The organism is Methylobacterium sp. 10, assembly GCF_000519085.1.
Lineage (GTDB): Bacteria > Pseudomonadota > Alphaproteobacteria > Rhizobiales > Beijerinckiaceae > Methylobacterium.
On record NZ_KI912577.1, the window covers coordinates 2,712,632 to 2,725,767 of the forward strand.

A 13,136-nucleotide genomic window follows, 5' to 3' on the forward strand; every position below is an offset into this window, starting at 1 on the left:
ACCGGATCAGCGCCGCTCGCTCACCCCACCATCGTCACGAGACCCACGATGCACTAACTTCGATCCTGGGCCACCGAATGGGGGCAGGCCAGTTGGGTCGGATGCGGAACGTCCGCCTCCGGGCAGGTGGCCAACTTCCGCTTATGGCGCGTTGCTACCCTCCGATATTCTTTAAGCTGACGCAATTTACTGGCGGCTTCTCGGCTCACGTCACGCTAAGCCAATATTCAAACGCCGCATGAACAGCGGGATCGACACTATTTTTTCAGCCCGCTCGGCACAGGAATTTGCTTAATCCCGGCGAACAGCATCTCGACTGAATAATCATCGCCGTAGAGCTCGCTCGATTCGCCTTCACTATGGCCCATCAGTCTGTTCCTGATCTCTGGCGGAATTCCATAATTTTCGCATTGGGTTGAGAAACGGTGTCTAAAAGAATGGCTTGGGCTGATGCGGGGATCCATAATCCCAATTTTGTCCCTTACCCATCTACTAATCACCTTTGTTGCGTTTCCTCCACGATTGCCAAGTCGATCCGGCGTAGCGTCGGGAAATAGATCACTTGTTTTACATGATGCAACGAATATTAAAAATCCTTCCTCTATTAACTGAGGATGGATTGGAATGTGGCGTTTCGAACTAAAATTTTTGAGATTTTTCTTTGCAATTCTGATTTCTTTGGATGCTGCACCTTCTCCTTCGTTGTCGTATTCAACCGTCATCCGAAAATAGTGAATTCCCATAGACGAGGCGACGTCGGATTTTTCCAACTGGCAGATCTCTGAAATGCGTGCGCCCGTGAAACAGGCGATCCAGGAAACCACCTTCGATAGCCGTTGCGGTCACGTGCCGCCATGAGGACGCGAACGGTTTCTACGTCGGTGAAATCGCGTTTTGCTGATCGCCGTTGCCCTTTCATGCCGGCCCGAGGCTGCTTCAGGCCCGCGAAGGGATTAACTGAGCATTTTCCATTCGCCACGGCCCAGCTGTAAATTGCTTTGATGGCGTTGAGGTCATTCGAAACGCTTTGTGCCGACCGCTTGGCAGCAGAGGCGCTCTTCCGGACAGAAGCGTCCGAGAGGCTGGCGTTGTGGAATGTCAAACCTCGTTCCGCGAGAAAGGAGGTCCATCGGTGGACCTTGCTGGAGAACGTATAGAAGGTCTTCTCGGCCGGCTTATGCTCACGTTTCCAACCCTGCAAAGTTTCTTCCGGGGTTGGTGCACCCACCTTCTCGCGGGGAGACCGAATCAAGCGCTCCGTCCGATCATCGAGACGAGCGACCGACGTCAGGGCAGGCGTGGGCCGGGTGGCACCGCCTTGTCGATCCCTGAGGATCGTCATCACCTCGAGTTCTGCTTCGACGAACGCCATATAGAGGCGCCGATCCGCCGGAGAACCGTATGCGATGTTCAATCCGGCATCGATGACGGTCATCATCGCATCGTGGCTGAAGTGAGTTGCAGCGCAGTCACCGCGCGCGTTGGCATCGCGCAGCTCAGCTTCCCTGGCAGCGATCTCCTGGCTGAGGGCAGTGAAGGCTTCGGGGCTCAGCGGCACGGCTCCACGACGCAGGGCTTCGTCATTGGCGAGTTTGCGGTGGCGGAAGATGGCGACCAGCTTCTGAATGGTCTCGTTGTCGAGCTGTGAGATCAACGGCTGTGAGCTTAGGAGAAGGCGACGCTTGGCGAGGCTGATAAGAGTGTCTGCCTCACCATCCAGACGGCGCGCTCGGCGGCGAGCCTCACCCTCATCCTCATCGCGGGTCCCAAGGCTGACCCAGAACTCGCGGCCTGCTCTGCTCGCTTTTAGCGAGACGGGAGCGCCCTCGTCGAAAATTCCATGGCCTGCGTTTCGAGCACGGCCGGCATGTTCGCGCGCAACGCTTCCGGAATGGTGCGACGAAAATAGAGGATGCCCCGACGCTGGACCAGACCCACCATCTGCCTCATGACTTCGTAGCAGGAGCGCGCTCAGAAGCCTACGGCATCATAAAGATACCGTTATCGCAAGGGTTTAGGGGCCAAATGGCGGAGACGGAGTCCGAACAATAATCGGATTAAGTATTTGATCGATAATGAAATTTGATGAGCTTCCGAGGCAATACCCCAGCACTTACCCTAGCGGCTTAGTCCAAATCCTAGCAACGCGACATGCACATTTGTCGCAGGCTTAAAGCATGGCAAGGCAGGGGAAACCGGCAGTGTACAAGCTACGAATCGCTTGACGAGAACTGGTCTGTCGCAACATGCGGCCGGAAAGTTTTAATTCGCTAAAAGGAATTTATCGAGATGAATTGGAAATATATTCATCATTACCTTCCATTAAATCCAATAAAGCAACCAGAAGATTATGCCGCGGGCACCATAATTTCATCAATCGAATGCAATACAGATAATGGCTGCAAGTTTTCTCTTAAGCTTCAAGGAAGCAAGAACCGTATCGACGTGATTATAGCAACTGGATTATACGAAGAACGTGAAAAAACATCTGTATTCATAAACCACGCCATTGAACATATGCTAACAGTTCTTAAACTTGACTACAGTCCCGATGCCGATGTTGCGTGGAGCGACGACGGATTTATGTCAATGGTAGCACGCTCCGACAATGAAAATCAATTGTTTGATCCGTTTAAAACTGTTAATCCACCTCCTATCAACGAGTTTGATTTGAATAACATCAACATGCTATTTGCTGAGACAGTGGATCCGAAGCAAGCAGACGTTTTAGCGCTCCTCGCCGAGTCAATAGTTCCGAATGTTCCAAATCACTACAAGTTCCTTTCACTCTATCGAGCCATGGAATTGCTTACCCCGAACATAAAGCTAAGGGAGGCAATACTAGATAAATATCAAGAAGACTTCGTAACAATAAACACGGGAGCCATTCCGCTTTTTCGAAAGGCAATTCCAGCTATTCGAGATCGGTGTGCGCATGGAAGATTAGACAAAAAGCTATCAAGGCAGCCGGAAAGAGGTGATAAAAACTATCCGATAGTTGGGATCGGATACAATCACAACGTAAACCTATATGCCTTGCTCACACTTTTTAGACGCGTTGTTGCCGACACCATAAAAGATGAATTCGGGACAAACATCACGGCCAACCCAAAAGCCGACAAGCGGCCAGTGGAATCGCCACCACCGTTGAACCCCGGCGGGTGGCTACAGTTTCGATAAGCAACGAGGAGTATGGCAGGTTTGGCCGTCCCAGGTGGGCGATCCAAACTTGGCGGCTGGAGCCCCGAACCTATTTCGCCTCGCAGCCACGCTCATCCTAGCCCTTTCAAGCAAGCTTGACCGGGAACCGAATGGCTGCTTGTTCCCTTTTTGTTCTTACGGGGAGGGTTCAGGCTTTGGGCGTCTATCGGATCGAGGCGTTGACGTCAGATAGCAGGGACGTAGTGCGCGTCCCGATCATGGGGCCAACGCTGTGCGCTGGCTTCCCTTCGCCCGCTGACGACTTCCTAGAGGGTGCCCTTGAGCTTCCGCGCTGGCTCGCCCCAAACCCACCCGCTACCTTCGCCTGGAACATCTCCGGCGATTCGATGCGCGGCGCTGGCATTTTTGACCGCGATCTTGCCGTTGTAGATCGCAGCCTCAAGGCGATCCACGGTAGCGTGGTCGTGGCCGCCGTTGACGGAGAAATGTCGATCAAGCGTCTGCTCGTAGAGGATCGCGTGGCGCGGCTCTCATTCGAGAATCCCGACCTTCCCGCCTTTGCGGTCGAGGAAGCCGCTGAGGCCGAGATATGGGGCGTCGTTCGGTTCTCCATCCGCTGGCACATCGCTAGGGCAGGGCTTGTCCGGTGACACGGGCCATCGCCTTGATCGACGGCAACAGCTTCTATTGCTCATGCGAGCGCGTGTTTGATCCGAAGCTGGCACGGGTGCCCGTTATCGTGCTGTCCAACAACGATGGATGTGCCATCGCCCGGACAACGGAGGCCAAGGCGCTAGGAATCAAGATGGGTGATCCTTGGTTCAAGATCAGTGCCGCTTGCAAACGACAGGGTGTGCGCGTCTTCTCGTCGAATTACACCCTCTATGGGGATATGAGTTCACGCACGAACGCGGTTTATCGCGACTTCTCCCCCGCCGTCGAAATCTATTCGATTGACGAAAGCTTCCTTGATCTCTCCGACGTTCGTGAGGATCGCCGCATCGAATTGGCCCGCGATCTGCGCTCCACCGTCAAAGCCTGGACGGGCATTCCAACGTGTGTCGGGATCGGGCCGACAAAAACACTCGCCAAGCTCGCGAACCACATCGCGAAGTCGATCCCGGAGCTAGGGGGCGTTTGCGACCTGTCGGATGAGGACGAACGGGCAGCATGGCTCTGCCGCATCCATATCGGCGAGGTTTGGGGGATCGGCCGCGCCTCTCTCGCCAAGTTGGAGGCTATGGGGGTCGATAGCGTTGCAGACCTACGCGACCTTGATCCCAGACCCGTCCGGAAGGCCATGACGGTGGTCGGCGAGAGGATCATCCACGAGCTACGCGGGATGGTCTGTCTGCCTCTGGAACTGATGCCAGCGCAGCGGAAAGGATGTGCCGTCACACGCTCATTCTCTAGCCGGATCGAAGACCGGGAGACCATGGAGCAAGCCGTATCTGCGCACGCGACCCGCTTGGGCGAGAAGCTTCGACGTAGCGGACTTGGAACGAACCATGTCTCGGTCTTTTATCACACGTCAGAGCATGACCGTGGGGAGCCCATGCGGTCGGTCTCAACCACCGTTACGCTCTCCGAAGCCACAAACGACACGTTGGCGCTTATCAAGGCGGCACGAGAGGGCATTGCCAGGACGTGGCGAGAGACGCCCGGTGAGCGTCCGTGGCGCTACAGCAAGGCGGGCGTCATCACGACCGATCTCGCGCCGCTAGCGGACAGCCAGCGTGCCTTGATCGGGCAACTAGATCGGGAGCGGAGCGCACCGCTTATGGCCGCTATGGACGAATGCAATCGGCGCTTTGGACGCGGTGCCGTGGTGCCAGCGAGAGCGGGTTTGGAGGCCAAGCGAAGTTGGTCAACGAAATTCGAGATGCGGAGTCCACGTTACACAACACAGGTAAGTGAGTTGCCGACTGCTTGTGCCATAGATCGTACAGGATCAATCTGCCATAAAACCTTTTGACTACCGTCGGTGTCTGTTGGGTAGGGCAAGGGAAGAGACTGTTAGTGATGAAACGTTCAGCTTTGCTCGGTGGAGTATTTGCAATAATATCGATCAATGGAGCAATATCAGAGGATATGCTCAATTGGTGTGTGAACGCTTATCCAAACCGAATCGATTGGTGCAAGAAACAGTATGATGGCTTTATAGCAACCCCATCATCATCGACAAGTAGCACACCATTGGCATCACCAGTACAAACGATGGGGCAGAACTCGGTAAAGTCGCCGTCGGCATTCGACGCATTACTGCCGAGGATTTCAAGTCGCCCGTCGAATCGGATATCTATCTACAGGGTAGGTCCAAATGGCCATTTTGCGGCACAAGCGTCTGACATAGCAGGCGGCCTCAAATCCTCGCTACTATATGCTGATATATTGTTCGATGATGACGATCCAAGTTGCAATCTTCAGGATGCAACAAAGGAGAGCTCAAGCTATCTTGATTGTACGATATACGAAAAAGACGCCGGTTTTAATGTGTCTATATCTCAGCCATCGGGTGGAAAGACGTCTAACAAGGCTGAATTGAGCTACCAGATCGAGGGCTATAAGGGAAAGGCTACAAATATATTTGTATTCAGTATAGTCGCAGATGCCATATCTCGGATGCTCGATCCTGATTTGTCAGACGATCAACGCGCTGATGTGTTTGAAAAGCTTGGCGAGAACTATTATTCATCGGGCAGGATTGAAGGCGTGTCCGTGGGTATGCAGGCAAAATACACACTGACTGAAGACGACGGCAATCTGAATCTAGTCGTCACACCGACCGGTTCTGATTCGCAACGAAAATTCTCGCCCCGATCTATAAATCCCGTGCTTGCATTGGCTACGTCTCTTGATCGACCAGACCTAATCAAGCCCGACCCATTAGACGCGCCGGAGATAAAAGCTGAAATTGTGAAGAGGCGGGAGTTAGCTCGTACTCTTCTCGCTGAGCTTGATGGATTTCGTTACAATCGCCACTTCCATTCGGTTGGTTTTATGGAGAATCAGCCTTACAATCAATGGATAGATAGGCTGGGCGCACTGCAAAGATTTGAAAACGACAATATTCGCATGGCCTGCATCAGGTCTGGTGCAGGCAAAGCTGGACTGTCGCTGTACGATATGGCTTATGAGTACATGCATAACAGTGGGCGCGATACTAGCGACAGCATTCGCTCCCGAGCAGAATTAATGGAATTTTTGAGCAAGAAAGAATAAATCACAGTCGCAATGACATACGCGTTGGCGTCGGGTTGATGAGGCGAGAACACAACGCCGCTGATCCGGCTGCCAGCGATCTAATTGACAGTATGAGTGCCCGACAATGCAGGCGGGAGGTCGGGGCTATTTTCGCTCCGGCACCGTTATCGTCACCAGCTTTCCTGACACTGGATCGAGGATCGTTACCGTCATAGCAGTCTCCTCTGATGTATTCGAGACGGCAGTACGAGCCTCGATTGCGGCGATAACTTGACCTAACGCATGTGTATTCCAAGCCATTCACAGATGGTTTGTATGCTGCGCTATGCACCCCTTCGGTGGAAGCGATCTGAGAGCCATGCCGTGGACAACCTTCACGGAAACCAAGAGACCGCCTCAGCGCCACAAGCTCAAATTTTCGTTGTCCACAGGCAATTCGCATTTCTTCATGCTGCGTTGTAGCGGATCGTTCAGAAAGTGTTCACGTTGAGATTCGAAGCAACGTGAGAGGACACGGTTTGCCCGATCTTGATTCGATGTTTGATAAGTCCGGCCCATCCTACTGGTCGCGCCGGACGGACGATGAACTCCTAAGTATGCAACTGACGACTGACGATCCCGAGTCGGTCGAGAACCTGTCCACCGAGTACCCGCCCGATGATGATGCTATCGTTGAGATGGCTTACAATGTAACGGGACGTGAAAAGGGAAAGGTACAGTGCGCATTTTGCCAGTACCCGAATCACTTCCGTGGTGTGGTGATGAGGTTTCGATCCGGCGAGCGTCGCCTTGTAGGTCGGAACTGCGCTCAAGATCACTATGGTGTGGCGTTTGAAGCCCTAACCAAAGACTTTGATGAAGCACGCACCCGATTAGACTACGTTGAACGACAAAGGCTTGCAGTCGCTCAAAACGTTGACCTGCTTGGTCTCCTTCGCGCTATGAAGTCAGACCCTGCCGTGAAAGCATTCGCGGACACGAAGACCCGCCTCAAGACTTTCATTGGCAGTCCCCTTTGGGATCGCCTCGTAAGGGCGGCTGACAAAGACGAAATGATTACGGGACGGATGAGGTCGGAAATTTTCCAAGGCAGGCCAATTGCCTATGCAGTCGATGGCGATACCGGACCCGTTAGGGGGGCGGACCTAATCCGAACAGGTCCGGCAGTGTCCCAACGTCTCAGCGAGATCGAAGTTGAACTTTCAACGGTGATGGAAACCCTGCGAGGGACAGAGGTACAAAGCAGAGCAATTCGCGCGGCGCTTGTTAGGATGGTTGACCTACTGAAGCAAATCGAGGCTGAGCGCACTAGGATGCGATCGGTTGAGAGTTTCTTTGATGACGGCAATCTTATCCGCGTAGGTGGATGGATGAGTCTCAACGGTCGCCGTAACATCAGGGTCGCTGTTCTGCCTTTTCGACTTGTAGACGATTATGGACAGACGGAGTGTGGCCCGCCCCAGGACTACCGCATACCGGGAAAGGCTCTTGTCGCCGCGATGCGTGAAGCGGTCGTGCTGCAAAGGAAGGTGACGCGACGCGCGTCATAGCCAAGCGAGCAAGGCGCGGCAGCCGATGAAGCCGCCGCGCCGTTTGATGTCAAACCGATTGAAAGTCCTGGTCGCGGGACTGCCAGTTGCGGGTCTCTTGGATGCGGTTCTGTACCTGATTGGCGAGTTGGGCCGAGTCGCCGTGATGGTGGATCGTGATGGGTGCCGTGATCGAGGCACCGTTTCCACCACCATTCGCCGGGGCGTTCGGCACTATGCCGCGTGCCGCCGGGCTAGGAGCGGCCTTCGCGAGGCTTTCCGCATTCGTCGGGGACGCAGCGGCCAGGGCCTTAGCCCGATCCTTCAAGGCACCTTCCGTCAGTGTGCGAACCGGGTTGTCAGTGCCGGTGGAACGCTGCGCATCAGGGGCGACAAGGGAAGCGTCCGAAGCCTTCCGCCATTCGGTAGAGGTCATGCCGTCGCCGATGGTCTTGGCCGTCTCCACTGCCTTCCCAACCTTGTCCACGGCGCGGTTTATGCCGGTCGCGGCTTGGGTTGAGCGACGCACTGCCAGCTTGGCCGCGTCTTCCCATTCGACCTTAACGGCGTCGCTGGAATTGCCAGAGATTGCCTCAAGCTCGAGTCTCCCCGTCTTCGGGTTAATCCGCTTGTTTCCCGTTGCGATGCCAACGTGACCGCCCTGTCCGTCTACGCCTCGCCCGCGATGTTCCACCAGCACGTCGCCGCGTTCTGCCATCTCGGCAGTGATGCCCTTCCCCCAACGGAGGAACGAATTGGCGATGCCAGACCCGGTTCCGGCTTGCCCCACGGCCTTCAACGAGGCGTTGACGAAGCTCGCGCACCATGCGTTGGCGTTCCCAGCCGGGTCTTGTCCCAGGAAGCTTGAGAGTTCCACGCGATTGCGCAGTTCATGCATTCCAACGTAGCGAGATGCGGCATCCGCAACGGAAGCGGATGGGCTGGTTTCCCCCGTCGAGGGTGACCCGCCCGCGCCGTACTCACGGGCAAAACCTTCGGCCATGGCTCCACGGCTGGCCCGCTCATCACGCGCCGGTCGCTCGAAATGCTGGACGAAGGCACCACCCGCATCGCGGGCTGAGATACCCGACTGCTTGAGGATGCGAAGGGCACGCTGGGCTCCGGCATCGCCGTGCTGCATCTCCCACCATGCGCCTTCCAACTGCTTCGCAACGGAAGCCGTGGACATATTGATGCCGGTGGCGCGCTGGATTGCGGCTCGCCGGTCGGGATGATGCTGGAAGAGCCCATGAGCCCGTCCGCCGTCGCCCCGTGCCTGAGGATTGAAGCCTGACTCCTGCTTCATCGAGGCGAGGATGCCGGATGCCGCTTCCGTGGACAGCCCCTTGCCCTTGAAGAACTCGAAAGCCGTCTTGGCGTTGGCAGACGCTTCGCCCTTTAACATCGGAGCCGTGACGCCGTTGCCTGAGACCCTTCCGCCGAAGTTGGAGAGACGCGAACCAGCTACAGCACCACCGCCGGAGACATAGGCCAACGAACCGCCGCCACCACCACCGCCGATGTTCGACAGGGACGAACCAAGGCCAGATACGGCGCTGCCACCGGCACCAAGAGCCGCCAGTTGCAAGCGGGCACCCATGGCGCGAGCTACCTCCGCAACATCACCGGTCGTGCTGGTACGGATAGGGCTGGTATCGAGGCGAACGCCAGGGAGGAGATTCGCCAGACGGTCGAGGAACGAGTCCAAGATCGAACGAAGCCGGTCGTGCCAGTCCGTAGGGACAAGCGTGACCGTTGCCGGAACGCGCGGCGCTTCGTCGGATGCGGCGGGCTTGGCGGGGATCGCCGGGACAACGGAGCGTGCGGTCGCTCTCGTATCCTCCACGCTCTGTTTAAGCTTTGCAGGCGGATCGGACCACGCGCGAACCCCGGAAAGCGCCACGGTGGCGTCTTTGACAGCAGGATTGCCGGTCTCTGGCGTGGAAGGCGCGACGGGCGCGGCGATCTTGGGGACGATGCCTCTGATTTCCCGCTCAACCGCCTTCGGTCCGGTCGGCGGCGTGGCGGGTTTTGTGTCTTCCTCCGGTGCTGGGGAGCGTCCGAACAGGCCAAGTATTCGATCCGTTAGGCTCTTCTCGACAGGCTTGGCGTGGTCCGAAGCGACCGGGAAATGATCCTTGGCGTACTGGCCGAGGCGCAAGGCCAGCTTGTCCTTATCGGCCTTGTCCATGCTGGTAGTGGTCGCCACAGCGGCAGGAACGAAGAACTTGCCGAGACCGCCCATGATGCGGCTCATGAGGCCACCGCTTGCTGCGGTCGCGGGTCCGACAGGACGGACAGGCGAGGGCGGCTTTAACCCGCTCCCAAGCGTGCCAAGGCCCTTCACGATGCGATGTGCGGTCGAGATTGCCAGCGCCACGGCGATGATACCGGAGGACAGAGCACCGATTATCCCAATCACCGGGGATAGGATCACCAGGGCGGCCGAGAAGCCCAGGATTTTCGCTGTCCATCGCCCGATCGTTTCCGGGGAGGCGTCGCCACCCGTAAAGGCCGAGAAGAGTGCCTTGATCCTGTTGGCTACGTCTCTAAGGCCCTGACCGAACCCGAAAGCCGCCGCTCGCCAGGACTCGATAGCACCCGCCGTACCCTCGTTGGGCTTGCCAAGAATACCCTCCAAGAGTGCGGGGAGGTCTTTGAAGCCCAGGCCATTAATCAGGCCCTCCAGCCCGGCCTTGAACCGCGCCTGCAAACCACCGTCGCGGATCTTTGATGACCACGCCAGGAACGTGTCACCGGCTTGGCGGGCAAGGGGAGATAGTACCTTGCCGAATTCACCCAGGATGTTGAGCCATCCTGACTTGAACTGCTTGAATACAAAGGCCAGCTTTAGCTTGTGCAGATCCCAGACCTTGCCGATGGCGTCGAGGCCCTTTGCTTCCTGCGATAGCTTGGCAGCTTCCTTGTACGTCTCGATACCCTTGACCATGCGTCCGAACTCGCCAAGCCATTCGCGGCCCGTAAAGAAGCGGATGGCCCGTTCCTGATCCTTCGGATTCTTGATCTTAGAGAACCGGTCCATAAGATCGGGCAGGAAGGCGTCAGGATCGGCGCGGCGGGCGCGGTCCATTTGATCTGCCGAGCCAAAGCCAAGCTGCTTAACGAGGTCGCGTGCCTGCTTGCCCTCGTCACCGTGCTTTTTCACGAGGCGCGGCATTTCGATGAGGCGCGAGGCCACGTAATCGAACAGGCGTCCGCTCTGGCCTGCTTGGTTGCCCAACGAGGTCGAGGCCGAACCGAAAGCGAGACCGGCTTCCTGGCTCATGCCGAGCACCTGTGAGGCGCCCGCGCCGCGTTGCATGAAGCTGATCAGCTTTTCTGGAGTCGTCGATTGCTTGGCAGCGAGGTGTTGCAGGGTGTTCGCCACCGACTGGAGGCGCTTGGCGTCAAACTTTTCCCCCTGCGAGGTCAAGATCGTATTGACCGTGCCAAGCGTGTCCGTGACCGTCTCAAACGGAACCGACCATGCTTCCGAGACCTTGGTCGAAAGTTCGGCGAAGGCACTGGCACCAGCGGCGGGGATCCCGAGCTTCGTAGCGTCAACCCACGCCGTCAGGAGCCTGTCTGTTCCTGTCCCAAGGGCTTCCGCCATGGGAGCGGCCCATTGGTCGCGCAGCTTGCGGGCGGCATCCTTCGACAGACCCCCGTAGATCTGGGCATTTACTTCCGCCGAGTCGATGTCCGACTCCGCACCAAGGGATCGACGGACCAAAGCCCCGGTTCCGGCGGCACCGGCAGCGCCTACAGCCGTGGTGGTACGGGCGAAGCGGCCAACTGCATCGCGGGCATGACCACCAGCGGCGCGGCTGTAGCGGCCCAGGTCGGCGCGGTTGGTCTCGCGGTCGCGCTCTAGCTCCCGTTCGTGGGTTTGTCTCAGGCGGAAAAGGTAGCGTTGCCCCTGGATTTTCGAGCGCAGGCTTGCAGCGTGGTCGCGTTCGTCGGCGGCGGCAGTACGAGCCTGTTCGGCGGCGACGGCGCGCTCCTCCGATACCCGCTGGCGAGCCATTCGGGCCAGAGTGCCGAGCTTGGTCCGTAGGGTGGCGATGCCCTGCTTTTCGACCTTGGCGGCTTCATCGGCGACGGCCTTTTCCGCACCGACGCGGAGAGCTGTGACCTTGGCCGTACCTTGGATTTTCGCTTTGAGGGCGGCTGTAGCGGCACGGTCGGCGGTGGCCTGCGCCTTTGCGATCGATCCGGCTTCCCGGCGCTGTAAGGCAGCGACCTTCGTCAGTCCCGTGAACTTCAGCTTGAGGTCCCTCGCGGCGTCGGCGGTCTCGCGAGCGAATTCCGAGGTCGAGCGCGGTTTCGTCTTCGTCTGATTCGGCGATCCAGCGACGGAACCGGAGGCAGCGCGTTTCGCATCGCCTACAGTCTTCCGAAGTTTATCGTTCAGACGATCGATCTCGCCTGCAATCTTTTTGAGCACCGGAGATGCGTCGTCGTGCGCTGTTACGCGCATTGATAGAGTTAGGTTGTCGGACATAGTGGTCTCAATGCTCTACCGATGACGGGAGCAGGTTGCTAAAAGGGCCTTTTGTATTTTTGGATACTAAGGCGTTCGGGAAGAAAGGGGCCTTTTGTTTTCCGCGCACCCGAGGCGGTCCTGTCAAGCAGGGGCCAAGCCACCACAAAAAGATTCGCTCAAATGCAAGCAAAGTCTTGCACGGTCTCAGTCATCACTTGATCTATCAATGACTTAGCGTTTGCATGTTTGCTTGAATTCAAACACATGCCGGAATGCCGGATTGTACTTGCGGATACAATCAACATCGTGTTTCTCTCTCCGCATGGCGAGCTTGCCAGGGAGGAAAACATGACGGCGACGACGATGGATGCTGGCGAGGTCGATGCGCTTGAGGATGCGGTTGCGGTAGCAACACTCTGCGCAGAGAGGTTCCGGCATCCCCTCGCGGAGGCGGGCGCACGGGCGGTGCGAGACGCAATTCACAAGCTGCTAGACGATCTCTACGCCTTGGAGCGAGCGAGCTTGAGCGAAGCCTAGCAGGCCAGGGCACCGTAGCTAGCGAGAACCTTCCTTCGGTCGAGCGGGTCGAGTCGCTTCAAGCAGGCCACAGTGAAGGCCAGCCAATCCGGATCGTGTTCCGCGATGTGAAGAGCAGCGCACAGAACATCAGCACGAGGTCCGCATATCAGGCGGGCGATGGCGCGCATGGCCCGGAGTCGTGCGCGCCTTTCGTCGTCCGGGATGTCGGGAGACCA

General features: G+C 57.1%; 9 protein-coding genes. 6 read left to right on the forward strand and 3 right to left on the reverse strand.

Translation table 11 applies throughout. The annotated features are described in order from the left end of the window. Positions 1-257 precede the first annotated feature (257 nt). Positions 258-824: a site-specific integrase gene (locus K368_RS26015; protein WP_081739569.1), complete on the reverse strand. Its 567-nt coding sequence runs from the start codon at positions 822-824 to the stop codon at positions 258-260. Beyond that, positions 719-1,654: a hypothetical protein gene (locus tag K368_RS26630; protein ID WP_155935112.1), complete on the reverse strand. Its 936-nt coding sequence runs from the start codon at positions 1,652-1,654 to the stop codon at positions 719-721. Before K368_RS26630 ends, K368_RS26015 begins: the two co-directional genes overlap by 106 nt. Positions 1,655-2,289: 635 nt before the next feature. Here K368_RS26630 and K368_RS26635 point away from each other — a divergent pair. From K368_RS26635 to K368_RS26645, 5 genes are all read left to right on the forward strand, one after another. Beyond that, positions 2,290-3,180: a hypothetical protein gene (locus tag K368_RS26635; RefSeq protein WP_155935113.1), complete on the forward strand. Its 891-nt coding sequence runs from the start codon at positions 2,290-2,292 to the stop codon at positions 3,178-3,180. Positions 3,181-3,356: 176 nt separating this feature from the next. Further along, positions 3,357-3,812 (forward strand): translesion error-prone DNA polymerase V autoproteolytic subunit, encoded by a 456-nt coding sequence (gene umuD, locus K368_RS0112565; RefSeq protein ID WP_027172714.1) that lies wholly within the window; start codon positions 3,357-3,359, stop codon positions 3,810-3,812. An 8-nt stretch (positions 3,813-3,820) separates the two neighbouring features. Next, positions 3,821-5,137, forward strand: coding sequence for a Y-family DNA polymerase (locus K368_RS24595; protein ID WP_245259682.1), 1,317 nt, complete (start codon positions 3,821-3,823; stop codon positions 5,135-5,137). A gap of 47 nt (positions 5,138-5,184) precedes the next feature. Continuing rightward, on the forward strand, positions 5,185-6,384 hold the full coding sequence (locus K368_RS26640; RefSeq protein ID WP_155935114.1) for a hypothetical protein: 1,200 nt from the start codon (positions 5,185-5,187) through the stop codon (positions 6,382-6,384). Between the two features lie 500 nt (positions 6,385-6,884). Next, entirely contained in the window at positions 6,885-7,916 is a 1,032-nt protein-coding gene (locus K368_RS26645; RefSeq protein ID WP_155935115.1) for a hypothetical protein, read from the forward strand. A 49-nt stretch (positions 7,917-7,965) separates the two neighbouring features. Here the strand turns inward: K368_RS26645 and K368_RS0112575 are convergent, their stop codons facing one another. Next, complete coding sequence (locus tag K368_RS0112575; RefSeq protein ID WP_081739570.1) at positions 7,966-12,399, reverse strand: phage tail tape measure protein; 4,434 nt, start codon at positions 12,397-12,399, stop codon at positions 7,966-7,968. Between the two features lie 330 nt (positions 12,400-12,729). Between K368_RS0112575 and K368_RS0112580 the strand changes: the two genes are divergently transcribed. Further along, positions 12,730-12,918 (forward strand): hypothetical protein, encoded by a 189-nt coding sequence (locus K368_RS0112580; RefSeq protein WP_155935116.1) that lies wholly within the window; start codon positions 12,730-12,732, stop codon positions 12,916-12,918. Positions 12,919-13,136 lie beyond the last annotated feature (218 nt).

What these genes read in the sequence shown, in the direction of transcription:
- K368_RS26635 (WP_155935113.1), top strand. Translation starts at nt 2,290, where the DNA reads ATGAATTGGAAATATATTCATCATTACCTTCCATTAAATCCAATAAAG.
- K368_RS26640 (WP_155935114.1), top strand. Translation starts at nt 5,185, where the DNA reads ATGAAACGTTCAGCTTTGCTCGGTGGAGTATTTGCAATAATATCGATC.
- K368_RS0112575 (WP_081739570.1), bottom strand. Translation starts at nt 12,399, where the DNA reads ATGTCCGACAACCTAACTCTATCAATGCGCGTAACAGCGCACGACGAC.
- K368_RS0112580 (WP_155935116.1), top strand. Translation starts at nt 12,730, where the DNA reads ATGACGGCGACGACGATGGATGCTGGCGAGGTCGATGCGCTTGAGGAT.